This window comes from Gardnerella sp. DNF00038 (assembly GCF_049262855.1).
GTDB lineage: Bacteria > Actinomycetota > Actinomycetes > Actinomycetales > Bifidobacteriaceae > Bifidobacterium > Bifidobacterium vaginale.
Genome location: NZ_CP058407.1, coordinates 980,108 through 1,002,981, shown reverse-complemented (window position 1 = coordinate 1,002,981; position 22,874 = coordinate 980,108). Strand labels below are relative to the sequence as shown.

Below are 22,874 nucleotides of genomic sequence, written 5' to 3'. Positions count from 1 at the left end.
GTGAATATTATGTGTGCAAGAAGCCCGCAGAAAAGTCGCAAGCAGAATTTTGGTTGTTTTGTTATGCGTAATATAAACCGTAATATAAACCGCGTTTTTGTTCGTAATATAAAGCGCGTAATTTCTGCGATTACATGCGTTTTTATTGTTGCTTTTTGTGCGTCATGCGGATCTGTTGATTCTAGAACAAAAATAACAGTATGGTCTTGGGAACCAAGCATGAAGCGGATTGCGGCAGATTTTGAGAAACAAAATCCAGATATTCGCGTTAGTGTTAAAGATACAAGCGGATACAACAATCTTAATAGCGCTATTCAAGACGGTTACGGTATGCCAGATGTTGCCCAGCTTGAATACCACGCTTTGCCACAATACGCGGTTAGCGGACAACTTTTGGATATTACAAATCGCGTTCAAGGAACTCAAACATTCTATACGCCAGGCACATGGTCTTCTGTTCAATTAGGAGGACGAGTTTATGGATTGCCAATGGATTCAGGTCCTTTAGCATGGTTTTATAATCAAGACGTATTCAACCAAGCAGGTGTGGATGTTACGCAAATTCACACCTGGAAGGATTATCTACATGCTGCAAGAAAATTAAAAAATATTGGCGTTTATATTGCTGCAGATTCTGGAGATGCAAGTTTTTACAACGCTATGATTTGGCTTGCAGGAGGAAGACCTTTTATAACTTCTCACGATGGTAAAACCGTTACAGTTCGCTTAAGTAAAGACAAAGGAACAAAAGACTTTACTAAATTTTGGCAGTCCATGATTGACGAAGATTTGGTTGATACAAGACTTGCAACTTGGACTCCAGCTTGGAAAAGTGCAGTCGGTTCTGGCAGCGTTGCATCTGTTTTTGCTGGAGCATGGATGACATCGCTTTTAATGCATGATATTCCAGGCGGAGCAGGGTTGTGGCGTGTAGCGAGAGTTCCGACTATGAATGGAAACAATGACAATGCGCAAATGGGAGGATCTGCTCTAAGCGTCCTTCAGTCTAGTCGCAAGCCTGAAGCCGCGATGCGTTTTGTGAATTTTGTATGCCATGATCAGACTGGTATTAAAGAAAGAGTTTTATCTGGAGCATTCCCAGCAGACGTTGTGACTCTTAGAGACAAAGCGTTCCTAAACAAAACAATGGTTCGTGATTCTCGCGGAATCGATGTGCCATATTTCGGAGGACAACAATTCAACCGTATTTTTGCAGATGCAGCAAATCATGTAGATACAGGCTACAAATATTTGCCGTTTGAAGTATATTCTCGTAGCGATTTTCGTTTCACAGTCGGTTTGGCCTATGATTGGAACAGAAAATCAAGAGCACGTTTAACAGTGCAGTCGATGATTGATGCAGGCATTAAACAAGACGATGGTAAGGATTTTCAACTTCCAGACGACCCTGGTCCTAAAATTAGTCTTAAAGATGGTATTAATCTTTGGAAAAAAGACTTGAAAGAATACGGGTATAATCAGGGTTTTGTTGTGCGCTAGACTTATGCACTTTAGGTCTGTAATCCAAAGGAAAAGTCGCTAGCAGCCGATCGTTCGTCTATAAATCTCGTACATTCCTTTAAAAATCAAATTTGGATCGTAATAATCAATAGTTTCAACGTCTTTTTCAAAAAGTCGTCCCAAGCCGCCTGTAGCAACAACCTTAAAAGGCTCATTTATTTCTATTTTGAATTGCTCAATCGTGCGCTCAATTCCACCCAAGAAGCTGTAATACAATCCAGCTTGCATAGCAGGACGAGTTGATTTTGCAAGAACGGATTTAGGGCGCGAAATCTCAACTTCTGGAAGCTGAGCAGTATTATCCCATAGAGCTGCAGCCGCCGCACTAATTCCCGTGCAAATAAGTCCGCAAGTAATTGCTCCGCTTTTATCAACGTAGTTATAGGTTGTAGCTGTGCCAAAATCTATAACTAATACGGGGCCGCCGTATTCGTAAAACGCGCCAACACAATCCGCTAAGCAGTCTGCTCCCAAAGAGCGTGGCTCGTCAATGCGAATATTTACGCCAGTTTTTACTCCAGGGCCTACAATCATAGGGTCGATTTGCAAAAACTTAACAATGCTTGCGCGGAACGAGTGCATAACTTTTGGGACAACCGAAGCAACAATAACATCTTCAACATCGTTTACGCTAAAACCGCTAAGATTTAAGAATTGCGTAATCATAATGCCGTATTCGTCGGAAGTGTGATTTGCTTTTGTAGTCATTCTATACGTGCCAACAATCTTGCCGTTCTCCAAGAATCCAAGCACAATATTCGTGTTTCCAATGTCTACTGCTAAAAGCATATTCGCCTCCGTTGTGTTTGTTGTGTGTTGCCAAACTTAAGTATGCGCATCTTTAGAGCAATATTACATTAATGCTAAGTCCGTTGCGTTCAATTTGATTGTTTGTGCTTGCTGCTTTAGAAAATCGCATAAAAGTGTGGCGGTGTAGCACAGTAGGTGATAAAGTCGAAAACAATGGCAGCGAGGCTAGAAAGGAAATGTAAATGATAAATCGTCATGCAATATTGCACCGACCACTTTCACAATACGCGTATTCTACGGCAGAATATTGTTTAACAATTCGCTTGCGTGCGGCAAAGAATAATCTTTGTTCATGCGTTTTGCATTACGGAAATCGCGTCGATTTGACTCCGTTAGATCAGTTCTGCACGCTGAAAATGGAAAAGATTGCAAGCGACGATTACTTTGACTACTATGAAGCAAACATAAGCAGCGATTTAGATAGAGTTTGTTATTACTTTGAGATGCAAGATGCGGATGAGCGCTTGTATTTGTACGCCGATACTATTGCGACTGATTTTCCAGACGATCGTACAGAAGTCTACCAGTTCCCATTTATTCGCCGCGAGGAGATTAGCGACGTTCCTAATTGGCTTAAAGAGGCTGTTGTTTATAACATTTTCCCAGATAGTTTTGCAGATTCTAAACGTGGCATAAGTTGCGAGGCAAAAGATTATTTTGATGAGAAAACTGGCCAAACTTTACACACTCGTTTAGGTGGAACCATTAGAGGAATAATCGAAAATCTTGATTATATTGAGGATTTGGGCTTTAATTGCTTGTATTTAAATCCTATTTTTAAAGCTGCAGAATACCATCGTTACGATCTTCTTGACTACTACCATGTTTGCCCTAATTTAGGAACGGACGACGATTTTAGGGAGCTTGTTAGCGAGGTTCATAATCGCGGCATGCACATAATTATTGACGGCGTTTTTAATCATTCTAGTTGGTATTTCTTCGCGTTTGACGATGTTGTTAAAAATGGCGAAAATTCGCGATACAAGGATTGGTTCTATGGATTAAAGTTCCCTGTTAAGCGCCCCGAAGATGGTAAGCGCCCAAGCTACACGTGTTTTGCGTATGAGCGTAAAATGCCAAAGCTCAATACTTCTAATCCCGAAGTTCGCGACTATTTTATGGACGTTTGCCGCTATTGGCTTGAAGATTTTGATGTTGACGGTTGGCGTTTGGATGTTGCGAATGAAGTTGATAAAGACTTTTGGCGTGCCTTCCGCTCTGTTGCTAAAAAGACTAAAAAAGATAGTGTGCTAATTGCTGAGATTTGGGAGAATTCTGAGCGTTGGCTACAAGGAGACATGTTTGACTCCACTATGAACTACGAATTCCGCAAAGTTTGCCGCGATTTCTTTGCTTTTGGCAAGATTAATGCGCGCGAGTTTAATAGTCGATTTGTAGATATGCTTTTAAGATACCCATTCCCGATTGTTCAAGGTCAATTGAATTTGCTTGATAGCCATGACGTTAGTCGCTTTAGAAGCTTGTGTGCTCAAAGCTCTTCGGAAGCTTGCGACTTTTCTACGGCAGATAAGCGATTCCGCTTGGCTGAGCTTTGTTTGCTTACATCTGTTGGAGCCCCAAGCGTGTTCTATGGTGATGAGCTTGGTGTAATTGGTTTTGAAGAGTGTGATTATCGAGCGCCTATGCCTTGGTCAAATCCTGTCAGCGATAATCGTGATTTATTTCGCGAACTTATAAAATTGCGTAAAAATAACGATTGCTTTATTCATGGTAATTTTAGAGTTCTTGACTATGATGAGCGCGGAAAGTTTGTGTTTGCGCGAGAAACTGACTCTAAGCGTGTTGTTGTAGCTTTAAATGCGTTTAATGAATCTAACGATTCGTTTAGTGCTTTGCCTGATTGTAAGCCGATTATTAGCTACAATTATGATGCTCAAAATCAATCTCTTGGAGCTTTTGGATACGCGATTTTTGAAGTAAAATAGCGATTTATTAGCGATTTTACTGGCGATTTAATCAATAAAAGTGGCACTTAATCAAGTTATTTAAGTGCCACTTTAATTTACAAACGCAAGATATCTATAAGCTTAAGAAAAGCTGGTGTATTCTAGTGTCTTCATCAAGCTCTGGGTGAAAAGCTGTTCCGATTTGATTTCCTTGGCGAGCTGCAACAACGTTGCCATCTACTGTTGCAAGAGTTTCGGCATTAGGACCGACTTGCACAATATAAGGCGCGCGAATAAACGTCATCGGCACTTTGCCAAGATTTCCAAACTCAGATTCGTAGTGGAAGCTTCCAAGCTGGCGGCCGTAAGCGTTGCGCTTAACTGTAACGTCTAGTGTGCCAAATCCGCTAACTTCGTTACCTTCCACGTTTTTTGCAAGCAAAATCAAGCCTGCACAAGTGCCAAGAACTGGCATTCCGTTTGCAATCTTCTCGCGCAAAGGTTCGAGCATATTTTGCTCTTTGAGAAGCTTCGATTGCACAGTGCTTTCGCCGCCCGGTAAAACAAGGCGGTCAAAAGACTGCTCCAAGTCGCGCGCTTGACGAAGCTCAATAACGTGTGCGCCTAATTTTTCAAGCATTAAGCGATGTTCAAGAAAAGCACCTTGAACAGCTAAAACTGCTACAGTATGCGAGCAATTATTTGTATTGATAGGTGAGTTTGCCAAAATAATTCGCCTCAATTACTCGCCGCGATTTGCCATTAAAAGCTTGATTTCCTGCTCGTTAATACCAACCATCGCTTCGCCCAAATTCTCGGAAAGCTTAGCAATCATTTTAGCGTCTTTGTAATTAGTCACAGCCTTAACTATTGCAGCAGCGCGCTTTGCTGGATCTCCAGACTTAAAGATGCCAGAGCCAACAAAAACGCCTTCTGCACCAAGCTGCATCATTAAAGCAGCGTCTGCAGGGGTTGCAACACCGCCAGCTGCAAAGTTTACAACAGGAAGTTTGCCGTTTTGTGCAACGTACTTTACAAGATCGAAAGGCACGCGCAAAGTCTTAGCTTCCTCAAAAAGCTCATCTTCGCGCATGCTTGTAAGCTTGCGTATTGCGGAATTCATCATGCGCATGTGGCGCACAGCTTGAATAACATCTCCAGTTCCAGGCTCGCCCTTTGTGCGAATCATGGAAGCACCCTCGTTAATCCTGCGCAAAGCTTCTCCCAAATCTTTTGCACCGCAAACAAATGGAACTGCAAAATCGCGCTTGTTAATGTGGTAAACGTCGTCTGCTGGGCTAAGCACTTCGCTTTCGTCAATGTAATCGATCTCAATAGCCTCAAGCACCTGCGCTTCAACAAAGTGACCAATACGGCATTTTGCCATAACAGGAATAGACACAGCCTCTTGGATTCCGTGAATCATAGCTGGGTCGCTCATTCTAGAAACTCCGCCAGCCGCGCGAATATCGGCAGGAATACGCTCCAACGCCATTACAGCGCAAGCTCCAGAATCTTCAGCAATTCGTGCCTGCTCTGGAGTAGTAACGTCCATAATCACGCCGCCCTTAAGCATTTGTGCAAGCTGGCGATTTAGAGCAGTGCGGTCTTGGCTGCCGTTATTTTGCGGATCCGAGGATTCGTTTACTGTTACCGTAGTATTCAAGTTCTCTGCCATTATTCCTCGCTTTTTACTAAACATATTAAACGCATTTTTATGTTGTACATTGTTATACTACACATTTTCATGCATCTATTAAACGTATGTATTTTGTTAATATGCAAGCTAGCGTGATTCTAATCTTTTTAGGATTTTGCGCACGTTTGCAAGTTTACGTCTGTTGGCATTTAATCACATTCGTAGGATATATGGTAATAAAATAGGCTTAAAATATCTGAAAAATCATGCAAATATGCAATGTGTTGTTTAGACTCACCGCATCTTCGTTTGACTTGTGAATCGGATACGATTGTGTTTGCCGTTGACTTTATGGTTGCGAAAGTTGCAGCTAGATAAAGCGACGAGCTGTAAAACAGAATAAATATAAATTAAATATAAATAATGTATCTAATTACAATCCAGAAAGGTTTGTTGAATGGATAACAAAGAACCCAAAGATGGCGCGTACAATAACGACGCGACCGATAAATTCTATGGGCAAGAAAACGCAGAGCAATCGCAATTTAGTTCTAGTACAGATGCTTCGCTTAATGCTGCGTCTAAAAGGGGATATAAAGCTAATAAGCGTGGTTTAGGAAAATTCTGGCTTGTTTCTGTAGCAATCGTAGTAATTGCAGTGGTTAGCGCTATTATTGCAACATTTACAGGTCCACAAAAAAATCCTGCAAGTCAAACATCTTCTACACAAGTATCAAATAAAACTGTGTCAATCGGATTAAAACTTGCTCCTACAAATCTCGATATTCGCAATCAATCTGGCTCTTCCTTGGAACAGCTATTGATTGGAAACGTGTATGAAGGTCTTGTAGCTAGAAATACTAAAAATCAGGTTGTTCCATCCCTTGCAAAGAGTTGGGAAATAAGCAAAGATGGCTTAAAGTACACGTTCCACATGCGTAAGGGAGTCGTGTTTTCTAACAAGCACAGGCTTACTGCTAAAGATGCTGAGTGGTCTTTTAACGAGCTTGTTGCAAAGAAATATCGCGGATCAAACATGGTTGGAAAAGTTGAATCCGCTAAAGCTAAAGATGATTACACGTTTGAAATCAAGCTTAAAGAGCCAAACGCAAAGCTTTTGTGGGCGTTGTGCTCTAGAGCTGGCTTAGTCTTCGATAAGCTTGCGAATTATGATGCTAAAACTCAAGCTGTTGGATCTGGCCCGTATTTGGTAGAAAAGTTTGTGCCGAATGACCGTGTTGTGTTAAAGGCAAATCCGTGCTACAAGGGTATTAATAAGCCTAGAACATCAAAAGTTGTTGTTCGCTATTTTGTGGATGATGTTGCTGCTGTAGATGCGCTTTCTTCTGGAGCTGTTCAAGCTTTGGCGCCTATTTCAGGTCAGCTTGCTAAGACTTTTAAAGCGGATACAAAGCGCTATGTTGTTAAAGCTGGAAACAGTACCGATAAATTTGTGCTTGCTATGAACATGAATGGTGAGCGGACTAAAGATAAGCGCGTGCGCCAAGCGATTCGATATGCTATTGACCATAAGCAGATTATTGCTTCACGCGGCGGTACGGATGCTTTGCTTGGCGGACCGATTCCTTCTCTTGACCCAGGTTATGAGGATTTGACTAATATTTACACTCATGATGTTAAGCGCGCTAAGTCATTGATGAAGGAGGCTGGTTTCAGCGAATCAAATCCTTTGCATCTTTCGCTTACATACCCGAATATTTATGGAACGCAACTTGGTGACCAGTTGAGGTCTCAGCTAAAGAAGATTGGCATTGATCTGAAGGTAAACATTGTAGAATTTACTACTTGGCTTCACGACGTTTATAACAATAAAAACTACGATTTGTCTATGGTAGATCACAATGAAAGCCATGATTTTGGCCAGTGGGCAGATCCTAAATATTACTATGGCTACAACAATAAGCAGGTTCAGGATTTGTATGCTAAGGCAATGCTTTGCGCGAATACTAAGGAGTCTAATAAGCTTCTTGCTAAGGCTGCGAGAATTGTTAGCAAGGATGCTCCTGCAGATTGGTTGCTTAATTATAAGGTTGTTACAGCTAAGGTAAAGAATCTTGAAGGCATGCCTTTTGATATTAATCAAGTTCTTTTGCCGCTATACAACTTGCGACTTAAGTGATTTGTTCTAATTTTCCCGATTTTGTACGTAAAATAGGCAAAATCACGTACAAAAAGCGGAAATTCTCGGGAACATTAAACTAAGTAAGGGGTTTGTATGAAGCGCATGATTCTTCGACGCATCACGTTGTTTTTTGTAGCGCTGCTATTTATTTCTGCAATCGTATTTCTTGCTCTTAGGGTTTTACCTGGAGACGTTGCTCAAGTTATGGCTGGCTTAAACGCGCCAGATGGAAAAGTTGAGCAATTAAGACGCGATTTAGGATTAAACAAGCCCCTTTTCGTTCAATATTTAGAGTGGATTTTTGGCGTTTTTAGAGGCGACTTTGGTGTTTCAATGCTCACTGGTCGCTCCGTTGCATCCACTATTGCTATGCGTGCTAGTATAACTTTTCCACTTATTTTCCTTGGACTTTTAATTGCGCTCGCAATTGGTATTCCTCTTGGATGTTTGCAAGTTTTGCATTCTGGCAAGGCTTCGCAAGTAGTCGCAAGGTTTTGTGCTATTACAGCAGGATCTGTTCCAGCTCTTTGGGGTGGAATGATTTTAATCATGATTTTTGGCAAGGGCATTGGTTTGGTGGAGCTTTTCCCTACTCAAGGTTTTCCAACAGATGGTTGGCGTGATTTTGGTAGTGCGTTTTTGTCTTTGATTCTTCCAGCGCTAACAGTTGGCATTATTGTTGGATCTGGTTTTATGCGTTACACTGCAGCATCGTTAGAACAGATTTCTAATAGCGATATTGCTTTGCAAGCTATGGCTTGTGGAATGACTAAAAAGCAAATGATTTGGCGCGTTGGCTTGCGATTAGCGTTGCCGCAGCTTGTGTCTGTAATCGGCTTGACTTTTGCGCACATGATTATGGGCGTAATGGTTATTGAAAATCTGTTTTCGCTTCCTGGAATGGGTATGGGTCTTGTGCGCGATGTTGGTTTGCGAGATCTTATATCTGTTCAAGGCAATCTTTTTATGCTTTCTGCATTGTTCTTGCTTGTTGGGTTTGCGATTGACGTGTTGCATCGTTTGTTGGATTCAAGACTTAGCCAAGATTCAAGTGGGGAGTGATTCAAGCAATGATTAAGTTTTTAAGCCGCATTTGGCGCGGAATTATTGGAAAATTTGTTTGCATTATTTTGTGCTTGTGGATTTTTGTAGCTGCGCTTTCTTTTGTGTGGACGCCTTATTCTCTTCTGGAAACAAACGGATACCAGGTATGGCAAAAGCCTTCGCTAAAGCATTGGCTTGGCACAGATGGCACGGGTGCAGATATGCTTAGTTGGCTTATGGCTGGTTCTAGAGTAGAGATTTTGCTTGTTATTTCAACAATTGTGATTGCAAGCGTTGTTGGGTTTGTGATTTTAAGCTTTACGATTTGCCGCGTTCAAAAAATTCGTTCCGTAATCATTATGGCAGTAGACGCTTTAATTTCCATTCCAACGGTTTTGATTGCGCTTATGCTTGCTGTGCCTCTTGGAGCGTCCGTTCTTGTAATCATGCTTGCATGCGGATTCGGCTACGGCTTAAATCTTGCGCGTATTTTACGTCCAAGTGCTGTTCTTGTTCTTAAGTCTGACTATGTTGATTGCGCGATTTCTAATGGCGCTAGCAGAAGTTACGTTTTGCTAAAGCATGTTCTTCCTAATATTTTGCCAATTGCTTCCGTTCAGCTTTCGCTTTCTGCAGGAACTGTTATTTTAGCGGAAAGCGGACTGACTTATCTAGGTGTTGGTGTTCCTTCGGGAGTGCCGAGTTGGGGTCGTGTTCTTTCTACTTCGGTTACTTTGATTCACGTTTATCCGCTTGCGGCTCTATGGCCTGGTCTTGTTGTTACTTTAACAGTTTTGGCTCTTAATCTTTTTGGCGATGTTTTAAGAAGTGTTACAAATCCAGCAAATAGGGAGTCTAAGAATGAGTCTTGATGTAAAAGGATTATCTCTTAGCATTGGATCTTCGCGCATTTTAAGTGATGTTTCACTTAACGTTAAAGATGGTGAGCGCGTTGGGCTAGTTGGATCTTCTGGCTCTGGTAAGTCAATGCTTTTAAGAGCTGCGATTGGCTTAGTTCCGTCTAATTGCAAAATCACTGGTTCTTGCCATGTTGGCAATGCCCAAACTGTTGGCGCTAACGATTCTGCGCTTGCGCGCATTCGTGGCAAGTATGTTGGCGTCGTTTTTCAGCAAGCGGATCGTGCTCTTAACCCTATTATGAGTGTTAGCGAGCAAATCGCGTTACCTCTTAGGCTTCATTACAATTTAGACGAAGACGATATTCAAAATCGCGTTAAAGTTATGCTTGAAAAAGTTGGTTTAGGCGCGAATATTTTGAATAAGCGTACTTTTGAGCTTTCGGGCGGGCAAATGCAGCGAGTTGGTATTGCTACAGCTCTTATAACTTGCCCTAAGTTGATTCTTGCGGATGAGCCAACTACTGCTCTTGATTCTGTTACGCAAAAAGATGTTGTAAATATGCTCACTTCTTTAGTTGATGATATGGGCGCTTCAATGCTTTTTGTTACTCACGATTTTTCGGTTCTTTCTCGCGCTGCTACTCGTTGCTATGTTTTGGATTCTGGGCGATTAGTCGATAGCGCGCGCGTTGGTGAATTGCTAGAAAATCCTAAGGTTCGCTCTACTAAACAGCTTGTTCTTGCTGCGCGAGCTTTAAGTCTTAGTAAAAATGATTTAAGTTTAGATAATAATGATCTAAGCCTTGACTGTAAAAGTGATTTAAATAAGAATAATTCTTCTAAAGATGATTGCATTTTTAAAGCTAAAAACATTCACGTTGTTTTAGGAAGTTCAAAGACTCGGGTTGAAGCATTAAAAGGCGTTGACTTTAATCTTAGAGTTGGCGAATCGTTAGCGCTAATTGGCGGATCTGGAAGTGGTAAAACAACTTTGATTCGCTCTTTACTTGGATTGCAAGAAATAAGCGAAGGAAGAATAGAGTATTGCGGCAAAGTTGTTGAAACTGTTAAAAACGCTAAAAAATTAAGTTTAAAAGATTCTGCTTACGTAAATATGAGAAGACAATGTTCGCTTGTATTTCAGCATCCTTTTGCAGCTTTAGACCCGCGTTGGACAGTTAGAAAAAGTGTTTCTGAGCCGCTTGAAATATGGCGTAAAAACATGAGTTCTGATTCAAATACTGTTGATTCAAATACTGTTGATTCACATGTTATTGATTCTAAAGTAGATGATGTTTTGAATTTAGTTGGATTAAATCCTAATGTTTTTAGCAAAAGATACCCTTGCGAGCTTTCGGGTGGGCAAGCTCAATGCGTTGCGATTGCGCGCGCGCTAATCAATAATCCTAGAGTTTTGGTTGCAGATGAGCCAATGAGCGCAATCGATGTTGCTGAGCGCACAAGAATTTTAGATGCTTTTAATGTGATTCGTGCAAATCGCCCTAATATGGCGTGCGTATTCGTTAGCCACGATCTTGGTATGATTCAGCATTTGGCGTCTAGTGTTGTTGTTCTAAAAGATGGCGTTGTTGTTGAATCTGGGAATGTAAGTCAAATTTTAACTAATCCAAAACATAGCTACACGCGTGAACTTATTGATGCTGCTACTTTGTAAGTCTGTATCTGTAAGTCTTGCAAGTTTGTAAGTAATAAGCTTTGTAAGTCAATAAAAAATATTTTTTAAATTCGCGTTTATGTGTGTTTGGCAAGAATAGCGTCTAATATTGTTAGTAATCGTTATTTACGCATATTTACGCATACATTTTGCGCGTGTATTACAAGTTAGGAAAGATAAAATGAGCGAAAATCAAAACAATAAGCCAACTCCTCGTCCAGAAAGCTTTGAGCTTGATCACACTAAAGTTAAAGCTCCATATGTTCGCTATATTGACACTCAAAAAGGCCCGAATGGAGATGTTATTTCTAACTACGATATTCGCTTAACTCAGCCTAACCAAGAGGCTATTCCTACGGGCGCTTTGCATACGATTGAGCATACGATTGCTGTTCTTTTGCGTCAGCGCATTGAAGGTTACATTGATTGCTCTCCATTTGGTTGCCGCACAGGATTCCACCTTTTAACTTGGGGCACTCATAGCACGGAAGATGTTGCGCGCGCGTTGAAGGAATCGCTTGAATTTATTGCGTACAAAGCTACTTGGGAAGATGTTCCAGCTACAACTATTGAGTCTTGCGGAAACTACCGCGATCATAGTTTGTTTGGAGCGCGTCAATGGTGCAAAGATATTTTAGACAAGGGCATTAGCTCCGATCCTTTTGAGCGTAAGATTGTGTGACTTGTTGCGTTCGCTTGTGTAATACTGTAAAATCGCCATATTCTAAGCATAGGGGGGTGTATGTGTGAAATAAGATTGAGGAAAGCAACTCTTAGCGATCTAAAAGATATTGAAAATATTTATGAGAGAGCAAGAGTATTTATGGCAAATAATGGCAATCCTCATCAATGGGGAGATCGTTTTCCTCTAACATCTAGTGTTATAGAAGATATTCGTTTGAACCGTTTTAATCTTCTTGTAGACACGGACCCAGACTTTGGCAATGAGCGCATTTTGGCGCAATTTGCACTGTGCGAAGGGATTGATGAAGTCTACGCAAAGATTGACGGAGCGTGGCTAGATGACGTTTTGCCATACGTTACAATCCATCGACTTGCATCTTCGGGAGTCAAGCCAAAAATGGCAAGAGAGTGTTTAAAATGGGCTAAGCTCAACTACTCTAATGTTAGAATCGACACTCATCCCGACAACTTGATTATGCAAAAAGTTATTTTGCGAGAAGGCTTTAGCAAGTGTGGTCTTGTTGTGATTCCAGATCGCGCGCATAGTGCAACTAGAATCGCGTATCAATGGTTGCGCTCGCATAATCATGTAATACGGTATTAGCGGTATTTGCTGTATTTGCAGTATTAAAATGTAAGTCAAAATTAGTTGCAGATATAGTAGACGAAAAATAAATATAAAAGTAAAAATTAAACATAAAGCTAAAAACTAAAAGTAAAGGCGTGAGATATGTGTAAAAATTCGAGTATACAAGCGATTTTGCAAGAAAACTATGCTCGCGCCTTAAGTACATACCCGGGGCAGGTAATCGTTGATTTAAAAGCGCTCAGGGATAATATGCGAACGCTGGTTGAGCGTGTTTCTAAAGATTTGCAGCCTGGGCAAAAGTCGCCAGCAGTTATGGGAGTTGTTAAAGCAGACGCTTATGGTCACGGGCTTATTCCTAGTGCGCTTGCAGCTCTAGCAGGAGGAGCAACTTGGCTTGGCACAGCTCAGCCTTATGAGGCTTTGCGACTTCGCGCGTGTGGAATTGATTCAAGCAGATGCCGTATTCTTACGTGGCTCACCAGCGCTCCAACGTCTCTTTTTGCTGATTTAATAAACGCGGATATTGATATTTCTGTTGGCTCGCTTGATTCAATTGATGCTGTTGCGCTCGCTGCTAAATCGGTTTGCACTACCGCGCGCGTACACGTTAAAGTAGATACAGGATTTGGCAGAAACGGTTTTACGCCTGCAGGCTTTAGTGATGCTTTAGAAAAACTTAGTGAATATTCTAGCCAGGGATTAATCGAAGTTATTGGGCAATGGAGTCACTTGGCTGTTGCTGATTGCCCAGACGTTCCAGAGTTTGTGGCGTCTACAGATAGGCAAATTGAGCAATTCCACGATTTTACTCGCAGAATGCGCGAAGCTGGGTTGGAGCCTAAAATCCGACATTTAGCTAATACGGCTGCAACTCTTAATAGACCAGAGATACGATTTGAGCTTGTTCGCCCAGGAATTGGATTGTACGGATACGAGCCAGACCCTGTTATGGGAGTGCCTCAAACTTACGACTTGCGTCCAGCTATGACTTTACAAGCGCAATTAGGAACAGTTAAATCTGTAGAAGCAGGTCACGGCATTTCGTACGGCCGCACGTATTTAACGCCAGACAATACAAGCACAGCAATCGTTCCACTTGGCTATGCGGATGGCATTTTGCGCGCCGCTAGCGGATACGATATGCAAGGATCTCGGCATGTTGATAAGCCTGGAGGACCAGTGCGCGTAGAAACTAATAACGGTGCTAGGATTTTGCATGTTTCGGGGCGCGTTTGCATGGATCAATTTATCGTTGACTTAAAAGGCAGTGCTAAAGAGCTTGGGGTTAAAGAAGGAGATACAGTCAGGCTTTTTGGGCCAGGCAGAGGTATTGAATATGCGGAGCCGACGGCAGACGATTGGGCGGAAGCTGCAGGAACAATAAGCTACGAGATTATGACTGGGATTGGTCCTAGAGTTCCTCGATTGTATAAGAATGCTTACGAAGTTTTGCCTAAAAAAGACATAAAAATGTTGGACGAAAAAAGCTTAATCTAAATATTTTGCGATTTGCGGCTTGCGATTAGTTGAAGAGGTTTTTAATGTGTAACGATGTGATTGCTTCCGATAACGAAGTTGTTGGCGAATACAGCTTGCACGATACTGAGAGATGGGCTAGCGAGCCTCACCACACGCGCGCTCGCACTCCGTTTGAACGAGACAGAGCCAGAATAATCCACTCTTCAGCGCTTAGAAGACTCGGCGCTAAAAGCCAAGTGCTTGTAGCAGGCTCCGACGATTTTGCTCGAACGCGCTTAACGCACACGTTGGAAGTTGCGCAAATTGGTCGCCAGATTGCTTCGATGCTTGGCGCGGATCCAGATGTTGTAGATTGCGCTTGCTTAGCTCATGACTTAGGTCATCCGCCTTTTGGTCATAATGGCGAGCGCGCGCTTGCTCAAATCGCCAGCAATATTGGTGGTTTTGAAGGAAATGCTCAAACTCTTAGACTTTTAACGCGTTTAGAGCCTAAAGTTTTTAGAGAAAATGGCGCTAGTGCAGGAGTAAATCTTACGCGTGCAAGCTTGGATGCTGCTGTTAAATATCCTTGGGGTTTTGATGAAGCAAAAGCGCACGATAAAGGCGAGCGTGACCTAAAATTCTGCGTTTACCCAGATGATAGGGAAGTTTTTGATTGGCTAAAAAGTGGCTCTCCTCGCGAATTAAAACCTATGGAATGCCAGATTATGGATCTTTCCGATGATATTGCGTACAGTGTTCACGATATTGAAGACGCGATTGTGACTGGCGCTTTTAATACGGAGCTTGTTTGGGATTCAAGCGTTGCGGATCAAGTTGTTCAAGAAGCTCATAATTGGTATGGCAGCCAGTGGGATGAAGATAGTCTTTTGGCAGCTTTTAAGCGTTTGCGTGCTCTTAACATGTTCCCTGATTCTTTTGACGGCTCTAGAAGGTCTCTCGCTCACTTAAAGAATATTACTAGTGCTTTAATTGGCAGGTTTGCAAGCTCAGTTGAGAGAGCAACTCGAGAAAAATATGGTAGCGGTGCTTTGATTCGCTACCGCGCAAATGTTGTTATTCCACCAGAAACATCTTACGAGATAATCGTTCTTAAAAGCTTGGCTGTGCATTTTATAATCCAACCTAGAGAGCGCGAGTTTTATAAGCGTGAGCAAAAGATTCTAACAGATTTGGTTGAAGTTTTTATGAGCAAGTCTCCAAGAGCGCACGATGCTATGGAAGCTGTGTTTATAAGTGATTGGAATACTTGCTCTAGCGAAGACGAGCGTTTAAGAGTTGCGATTGATCAAGTTGCAAGTCTTACAGATGGATCGGCTACAGCTCTTCATGCCGCTTTGTGTTAAATTTGCGCTTTTTTCGTAGAGTGTCTATAGCCTTCGGCTTGCGATAAGCTAGAGATTATGGCTGGAATGATTGTAAAAGAAGACGTTGAGCGTGTGCGCGCTGCTGCAGATTTGTACGATATTGTATCTGCAACTGTTACGCTTAAGCCTTCTGGAACGGGTACTTTTGTGGGGCTTTGCCCGTTTCACGATGAAAAAACGCCTAGTTTTAGCGTTCGTCCAAGCTTAGGTGTCTGGCATTGCTTTGGTTGCGGTGCTGGCGGAGATGTTTTTAAGTACGTTGAGCAAAAAGAAAACATTGATTTTCGCGAGGCAGTAGAACTGTTGGCAGATCGATACCACGTTGAAGTTCATTATGACCAATCGCAAGCTGGTAAAGATAGTGCTCACGCAGGTTCTAAGCGTGCTCGTCTTATAGAAGCAAATGAGGAAGCTCAGCGTTTTTTCGTGTCCCAAATCAACTCTAAAGAAGCAGCTCCAGCTCGTAGTTTGCTTGCTGGACGTAATTTTACTCAAGCGCAATGTGAACGTTTTGGTTGCGGATATGCGCCGAATAGTTGGGATACTCTAGTTAGATATTTGTCTAATAAGGGTTTTACTCGTCAAGAATTATTGGATGCAGGTTTAGCGCGCCAAGGTCAGCGTGGAATTTACGATTATTTTCGCGGCAGATTAACGTGGCCTATTCGAGATTCTACAGGCAGAACTTTGGGTTTTGGTGCTAGAAAGCTTTATGACGACGATTCTATTAGTGCAAAGTACATTAACACTCCAGATACTGTGTTGTATAGGAAAACGCAGGTTCTTTATGGAATTGATATTGCTAAGTCGAATATTGTTAAAAAGCGTCAAGTTGTGATTGTGGAAGGCTATACGGATGTTATGGCTTGCCATTTAGCTGGTGTAGATACTGCTGTTGCAACTTGTGGAACGGCTTTTGGTGCGGAGCATGCGAAGATTATTCGCCGTCTTATTGCAGACGATTCTTTGGGAGCGATTCAGCTTGTGGGGCCTGTAAAAGTAGAAGGTCAAAAAGTCAGTTCGCGTATTGTTTTTACTTTTGATGGAGATGCGGCAGGTCAGAAAGCTGCGTTACATGCTTTTGGCTTAGATTCAGCGTTTTTGACACAGACTTTTGTTGCTGTTGCAGATAACAACTTAGACCCTTGCGATTTGCGTATTCAAAGGGGAGATGAGGCTGTTCGCTCTTTGATTGCACGCGCTAATCCTCTTTACGATTTTGTAATCGACACTGTTATTCGTAAGTTTGACACGTCTTTTGCAACAGGGCAGATGGGTGCTGTTAAGGCGGTTGCTCCTCTTGTTGCGCAAATTCGAGACATGTCTTTGCTTGACTTGTACACTAGAAAAGCTGTTAGAAATATTGGTGTTGATTTAGACGTTATGCGTAGGGAAGTGGAGTCTAATAGAAGGCGATTGCATGTTATAGACGATGACGCTTATTCTAAAAGCTATTCTTCTATCGTTTCCGCGGATTCTCGCGTATTTGATCAGCGTTCTCAAAGCATGAATGAAGCTGCTATAAAAACAGCTATGCTTAGAAGCGCGTACAAAAATCAAAGTTACTATAAGGTTGACGATTCCGTGTTTATGTGTGAGCAGCAATTTATGGCTGTTCTTATGCAATCTCCTTTAGCGTTTAACAGTCAGCTTTTTGCGCAGCTTACTTTGAATAATTTTATTACGCCAGTTTTTAGAACGCTTTTTCAGGCTTTTGTGGCAGCTGGGGGATTGCCTACTTCAAATGTAAGTCAAGGATTATGGCTTCATATTATAACTAAAGCTGCTGGCCTTATGTTAGAAGGTGTTATTAACGAGCTTTCTGTAATGCCTCTTCCATTGTCTTTAAGCAAGGGCTTAAGTAGCGCTTCTTCGCTTAACTCGTCGGCTGCTTACGACTATAGTGGCGAAAGTGTTAAAGGCGGACCATCTGATCTTTTGCGCGTTCCTAGTGAAGAAGAGCAAAAGTACGCAAACGAGCTGCTTATTAAGCTTTTAGACGTTGGTTTTATGCGAAAGATTGGAGCTTTTAAAGTTCGTATGAGTAAGCTTCCTGATGGTCAAGAAAAGCTTACTCTTTTAGGTCAAATCACTAAAATGGAAAGCGCTCGAAAAGACCTTCAGTCGCAAATTCTATAATGTGCATCAATATTGTATTTACGTCCTAATGCTGTTTACTTTACTTTTTAACGTTTCTCATTTTTATATTTTTATACGTATTTGTGAAATATTTGGAGTGTATGTGATGAAATAATCCACACTGCAGATTTAATTGCAATGTGGATTATTAAATTAATAAATTAACAATATTTTATTATTAATCAAGTTGCTCTCTGTATATAGCGCTTGCTATAGAACACGTTGGATCTATAAATGGAATCAGAGTGGATTGGAAAGCATGATAAGCGTCTGATTTTCCTGGCCATACAGTATTTAAAACATTGTTTTTATCATCGAGTTGATGGAACCACGAACCGTTAGCGTGATCAATGACTGAGTGGTCTAGATATTTGCAGAATTCTTTATACCAAGTAGCATATTGCTTATTTTTAGTGATTCTGTAAAGCGTTGATGATGTATTAATGGCTTCTGCTAGTGTCCAATGCATACGGTCGTGGACTATAGGCTTTCCATTCCAGTCTGTTGTGTATACGATACCTGGTTGTCCGTCAACATTCCATCCATCTTTTAATGCTTGGTTAAACAAATTTTCTGCAGCGTTTAATGCTTCTCTTCGCTGTTTGCAATCTTCCTTATAGTAACTGTATGCCCATTGGAGTATTAATCTTGACCATTCGATTCCATGACCTGGTGTTGCACCGTATGGTTTAAATTGGTCATCTTTTTTGTCTTTATTATATTCTAAGTCTGCTTGCCATTGATCGTTGAAATGTTCTGGTATTCGCCAATTGTTGTTAGATGCCCAATTGATTACGTGGCTGATTATGCGCTTTGCGCGTTCTCTATATTTTTCATCTCCTGTGCTATCAGCTACTGCAAGAAATGCTTCTGTTGTATGCATGTTTGCATTAAGCCCGCGATAAGAATCAAGCTTATTGAAGCTTGTATCCCATGTGTCTACTGTTAAACCTATTTCATTATTCCAGAAGTATTTATCGAATACTTTTAATGCATCTTCTAATAGTTGTTTTGCTCGTTCATGTCCTGCTAGTAGTGCGCTTGATGCGGCTAGTATGACGAATGCGTGAGTGTAACAAATTTTGTCTTTTTCAGGTTCTTTGTTCCAACTTACTTGTTGATACCATCCTCCGTGTTCGTTGTCGTGTAAAGGACCTAATAGTCCGTCGAGTCCTCGTTCAACAAGTTGATTCGCTTTTTTGTATCCTAACATTTCTCCTATTGAGTAAACATGAGTCATTCGTGCTGTAATCCATGTTTGTACTCCGCGTGTTTTATCTAGTGTTCCGTCTGTGTTGAGCCATCCTGACCCTCCTATTGGTGCTGGGAAGTTTTTTGCGAAATCAAGTAATTGTTTTGTTTGTTCTGCCATGAATATTCTGTTGGCTTGTGTGTCAAACGTATATTTAGTTGTTTCAAAATCTTGCATTATTGTCCTTTCGTAGATTGTAATTTTAAAATTGAATCAACAGAGTCATGTGTTATGTTAGGGATGAATAATTGCCTATCTTCATTTATGCTGTTTATATACTGTCTACAGATAATTATTCCAATTAGAAAATATCATCTTTAATATTTTCTGAAGTTTCTAACAGCTCATCACTATATATGGACAATTACTCTTTGCTGATTAAATATTATAACTTTGGTTAGCAAAATTCAGGTTTATTTCCCAAAATTCATAACAGTTATGAATTTTTATTAATTACTGTCTTTTGTCATAAACTTTTACTGATTTAATATCGTATACTTGTCTTGTCTTTATATGTTAGATATGCGATTTATGCGTATGTGATTTGCGTGTACGTGATTTACGTATAAATGTTTAATTGTGTAAGAAAGAAGTGTAGAAACTATGTTTTTATTACCTGAGCAGCAATTAAATCGCTGTACAAGAGTTATGCAACAACGCTTATACCCGCATATAAATACTGTTTTATTGCATTGTAAAATTCGAGCGTATGAGATTGCTGGAGAACCTATTTCTTCTAACGAATTCTTTTCTAAGTTAAAAAGAAACGATATTGTGTTTCATTCATTCAATGTTCCAAGCGTTTGGGGAACAACTTGGGGAACAACGTGGTTTGAGATATCAGGGTCGATTGATCTTTCAAAGGTAAAGGGGTGCAAAGTTGAGCTAAATGTTGATTTAGGTTGGATTAGTAATCTTTTCCCTGGTTTTCAAGCTGAAGGATTAGTGTATAACGTTGACGGAAGAGTTATAAAAGCTGTAAACCCTTGTAATCATTGGGTTCCGTTGATTGATGAGCATAATAATCGTTCGATTAGTATTGATGAAAATGGTAATTTTACTTTATATTTGGAAGCTGCAGACAATCCATTTGTTGAAGGACCTACTGCGTTTTCTCCTACTGATTTAGGTGAGCGTGCTACTGGAAAAACCGAATGCCAATATATGTTGAAGTATGTTGACGTTACTGTTTTTAATCGTAATATTTTTGATTATTATATGGATCTTGAGACTGTAAGTTCTTTGATGCGAGAATTGAATGACGATAATCCGCGATACTGGAAACTAGCTAAAGCTTTACAGCGCTCCTTAAATGCCTATGATGAACATGATTCTTCTACTGTTCAAAATGCTCGTAATATGTTGTCTAATGTATTAAGTCAGCCCGCGGCGGCAAGTTCTCTAAGGCATATTGCTGTTGGACATGCTCATATTGACTCTGCTTGGCAATGGCCTGTGCGCGAGACGCACAGGAAAGTCGCACGCACAATATCTAACGTTTTAGCTCTTATGGATGAGGATCCTGATTGTACTTATGCTATGAGTTCTGCTCAACAATACGAGTGGCTAGAAAACGAGCATCCCGATTTATTTGAGCGTATGAAAAATAGGATTAAAGAAGGACGTTTTATACCTGTTGGTGGTATGTGGGTTGAGTCCGATGTAATTATGCCATGTGGTGAATCTTTAATTCGACAAATGACTTTTGGTAAGCGCTATTTTAAGGAGCATTTTGGTGTTGATCCGCATGGCATTTGGCTCCCAGACAGTTTTGGCTATACTGGCGCATTGCCTCAACTTGCTCGCCGCGCTGGATTTGATTGGTTTTTAACTCAAAAGATTTCTTGGAATGATACCACTAAATTCCCACATCATTCATTCCTTTGGGAAGGAATAGACGGTTCTAGGATTTTAGCTCATTTTCCTCCATCTAATACTTATGCTTCATCTGTGAGCATGCATGAGTTAGTTTATTCTCAACGCAATTTTTTGGATAAAGATTTATCTGATCACGCAATATTGTTATACGGTTTTGGCGATGGCGGTGGAGGGCCTACTCGCGAAATGACTGCTCGTATTAGGCGTGATCGTAATTTAGAGGGTGCTCCTAGAGTTGATTTCGGCACTCCTGATGAGTTATTTGAAAAAATACGAAAAGATATTGTTGACGATTCAAATTGCAATACGCCAGTGTTTAAGGGTGAGCTTTATCTAGAGTTGCATAGAAAAACTCTTACTTCTCAGCAAGATATGAAGCGTTATTGCCGCATGGAGGAATCATTGTTGCGTGTGGCTGAATATCTTGTTGTTTTAGCTCGAGTGTATGCGCCAGAATATCGTTTCAATAACGATGAGCTTACTAGAATTTGGAAGACTTTATTATTGAACCAGTTCCACGATATTCTTCCTGGTTCTGCTATTGCATGGGTTCATAGGCAAGCTAGAGAAGAATATGCTAGAGATATTTCTTGTTTACGTAAAATTATTTCAGATATTGCCAATGCGATTGTAAAAGCTAACAGCACGGTTAACGCGGTTAATGCGCGTGAAAATGTAAAGTTGTTGACTTATACAGGTAAAAATGAGGTCGCTTGGAATTTATATCAATGTAGTGAAAGCTGTAAAAATAATACAACAACTGTAAAACACAAAAATGATGGTGGAGTAATTCTTAATAATGGTGTTTTAAGTGTGACTATTGAACGCGATGGCACAGTATCTTCTGTTGAAGATATTAAATTTAATCGTGAGCTAATCCCATCTGGTTATCGCATGGCGCAATATGAGATATTAAAAGATGAGCCGTATCAGTGGGATGCATGGGATATTGAGCGAGATGCATTTATGAGGAATCGTAAGATTGATGATTCTTCAATTGTTGACGTTAAAGAGCTTTTATCGGGCGGTGTATCTGTTGAAATCTTGGCATGTAAAAAGGATGTTAAGATTAAAACAAGTATAATTTTAGAGCCATGTGTTAAACGACTTGATTTCCATGCGCAAGTTGATTGGAATGCTAAAGAGCAATTTCTAAAAGTAGATATGCCAACATCCGTATGTTCAGATAAGGCCCAGTATGAGTGCCAATATGGTTTAGTTGAAAGGCCAATAGTAAAAAATACTCGTAGTGATGATGCAAAGTTTGAATCATGCACACATAGGTTTGTTCGTATAGAAGATTCCTCGTATGCTGTTGCTGTTGCAAATTCGTCTACTTATGGCGCTGATACTGCTCCTATTGGCGATTATTCTTCATCTTATGGAACTATGCTCAGATTATCTTTGCTTTCTGCGCCTCTTTACCCCGATCCTAACACCGATCAAGGTAAGCATGAATTTACTTGGTCATTTATTGCTGATGCAAATATGGATTCAGTTCTAAGTACAGCTGATTTTTTGAATTCGCCAATTATTGATATGCTACCAGAAGTCGATCCATTGTTTACGATTCGCAGAAACTCAGGTCTAATTGCATTAGATTGGGTTAAGCTGGCTGACGATTGTTCTGGAGATATAATCTTACGTATTCACGAGCCGTCTGGTGGATATGCAAATGGGCAAATAAAACTCAATAAAATCTTGCGTTATTCCTCAATTGAAGAGGTAGATCTTATGGAAATGCCAGTGCTGCATGGTATGCCTATAGCTTTGCACAATAATAATGACGCGTTAAATGTAGAATTACGTCCTTTCCAACTATGTTCATTGCGTATTCGCATTGCATCTTAATGTTGATATTTTGTTTATATTTTGATGCTTTTGATT

The 22,874-nt window shown here is 40.8% G+C and carries 16 protein-coding genes; 12 read left to right on the top strand and 4 right to left on the bottom strand.

What is annotated here, in order from left to right; genetic code table 11:
- Nucleotides 1-9 precede the first annotated feature (9 nt).
- Nucleotides 10-1,500, top strand: a complete 1,491-nt coding sequence (locus tag HXT19_RS03920) for an ABC transporter substrate-binding protein (protein ID WP_075038910.1) — start codon at nt 10-12, stop codon at nt 1,498-1,500.
- A gap of 39 nt (nt 1,501-1,539) precedes the next feature.
- Here the strand turns inward: HXT19_RS03920 and HXT19_RS03915 are convergent, their stop codons facing one another.
- Entirely contained in the window at nt 1,540-2,310 is a 771-nt protein-coding gene (locus HXT19_RS03915) for a type III pantothenate kinase (RefSeq protein ID WP_004114938.1), read from the bottom strand.
- 203 nt (nt 2,311-2,513) lie between these two features.
- On the opposite strand from HXT19_RS03915, the gene HXT19_RS03910 reads away from it, so the two are divergent.
- Entirely contained in the window at nt 2,514-4,277 is a 1,764-nt protein-coding gene (locus tag HXT19_RS03910) for a glycoside hydrolase family 13 protein (RefSeq protein WP_101887954.1), read from the top strand.
- A gap of 94 nt (nt 4,278-4,371) precedes the next feature.
- On the opposite strand, the gene pdxT is transcribed toward HXT19_RS03910, so the two are convergent.
- Both pdxT and pdxS read right to left on the bottom strand, forming a co-directional pair.
- Nucleotides 4,372-4,965, bottom strand: a complete 594-nt coding sequence (gene pdxT / locus HXT19_RS03905) for a pyridoxal 5'-phosphate synthase glutaminase subunit PdxT (RefSeq protein WP_075038864.1) — start codon at nt 4,963-4,965, stop codon at nt 4,372-4,374.
- Between the two features lie 15 nt (nt 4,966-4,980).
- The gene (gene pdxS, locus HXT19_RS03900) at nt 4,981-5,814 is read right to left on the bottom strand and encodes a pyridoxal 5'-phosphate synthase lyase subunit PdxS (protein WP_042711222.1); all 834 of its coding nucleotides are present in this window, start codon (nt 5,812-5,814) and stop codon (nt 4,981-4,983) included.
- Between the two features lie 520 nt (nt 5,815-6,334).
- Here pdxS and HXT19_RS03895 point away from each other — a divergent pair.
- The 9 genes from HXT19_RS03895 (at nt 6,335) to dnaG (ending at nt 17,857) form a co-directional block, all read left to right on the top strand.
- Entirely contained in the window at nt 6,335-8,017 is a 1,683-nt protein-coding gene (locus tag HXT19_RS03895) for an ABC transporter substrate-binding protein (RefSeq protein ID WP_101887956.1), read from the top strand.
- 96 nt (nt 8,018-8,113) lie between these two features.
- A complete protein-coding gene (locus HXT19_RS03890) occupies nt 8,114-9,082 on the top strand; it encodes an ABC transporter permease (RefSeq protein ID WP_004138287.1) in 969 nt (322 codons plus the stop codon).
- An 8-nt stretch (nt 9,083-9,090) separates the two neighbouring features.
- Nucleotides 9,091-9,936 carry an ABC transporter permease gene (locus HXT19_RS03885; protein ID WP_165847519.1) on the top strand — a complete coding sequence of 282 codons (846 nt, stop codon included), beginning with the start codon at nt 9,091-9,093 and terminating at the stop codon, nt 9,934-9,936.
- Nucleotides 9,926-11,599: an ABC transporter ATP-binding protein gene (locus tag HXT19_RS03880; protein ID WP_101887958.1), complete on the top strand. Its 1,674-nt coding sequence runs from the start codon at nt 9,926-9,928 to the stop codon at nt 11,597-11,599. The genes HXT19_RS03885 and HXT19_RS03880 overlap by 11 nt, the downstream gene beginning before the upstream one ends.
- Before the next feature lie 181 nt (nt 11,600-11,780).
- Nucleotides 11,781-12,281, top strand: coding sequence for an S-ribosylhomocysteine lyase (locus HXT19_RS03875; protein WP_101887959.1), 501 nt, complete (start codon nt 11,781-11,783; stop codon nt 12,279-12,281).
- 60 nt (nt 12,282-12,341) lie between these two features.
- Entirely contained in the window at nt 12,342-12,887 is a 546-nt protein-coding gene (locus HXT19_RS03870; protein WP_415681088.1) for an N-acetyltransferase, read from the top strand.
- Nucleotides 12,888-13,013: 126 nt separating this feature from the next.
- A complete protein-coding gene (gene alr, locus HXT19_RS03865) occupies nt 13,014-14,369 on the top strand; it encodes an alanine racemase (RefSeq protein ID WP_415681089.1) in 1,356 nt (451 codons plus the stop codon).
- Nucleotides 14,370-14,413: 44 nt separating this feature from the next.
- Nucleotides 14,414-15,697 (top strand): deoxyguanosinetriphosphate triphosphohydrolase, encoded by a 1,284-nt coding sequence (locus tag HXT19_RS03860; protein WP_004114951.1) that lies wholly within the window; start codon nt 14,414-14,416, stop codon nt 15,695-15,697.
- A 57-nt stretch (nt 15,698-15,754) separates the two neighbouring features.
- On the top strand, nt 15,755-17,857 hold the full coding sequence (dnaG, locus tag HXT19_RS03855) for a DNA primase (protein WP_101887963.1): 2,103 nt from the start codon (nt 15,755-15,757) through the stop codon (nt 17,855-17,857).
- Between the two features lie 178 nt (nt 17,858-18,035).
- On the opposite strand, the gene HXT19_RS03850 is transcribed toward dnaG, so the two are convergent.
- The gene (locus HXT19_RS03850) at nt 18,036-19,286 is read right to left on the bottom strand and encodes an AGE family epimerase/isomerase (RefSeq protein ID WP_415699003.1); all 1,251 of its coding nucleotides are present in this window, start codon (nt 19,284-19,286) and stop codon (nt 18,036-18,038) included.
- Between the two features lie 426 nt (nt 19,287-19,712).
- Between HXT19_RS03850 and HXT19_RS03845 the strand changes: the two genes are divergently transcribed.
- The gene (locus HXT19_RS03845) at nt 19,713-22,838 is read left to right on the top strand and encodes an alpha-mannosidase (protein ID WP_415699002.1); all 3,126 of its coding nucleotides are present in this window, start codon (nt 19,713-19,715) and stop codon (nt 22,836-22,838) included.
- Nucleotides 22,839-22,874: the final 36 nt, after the last annotated feature.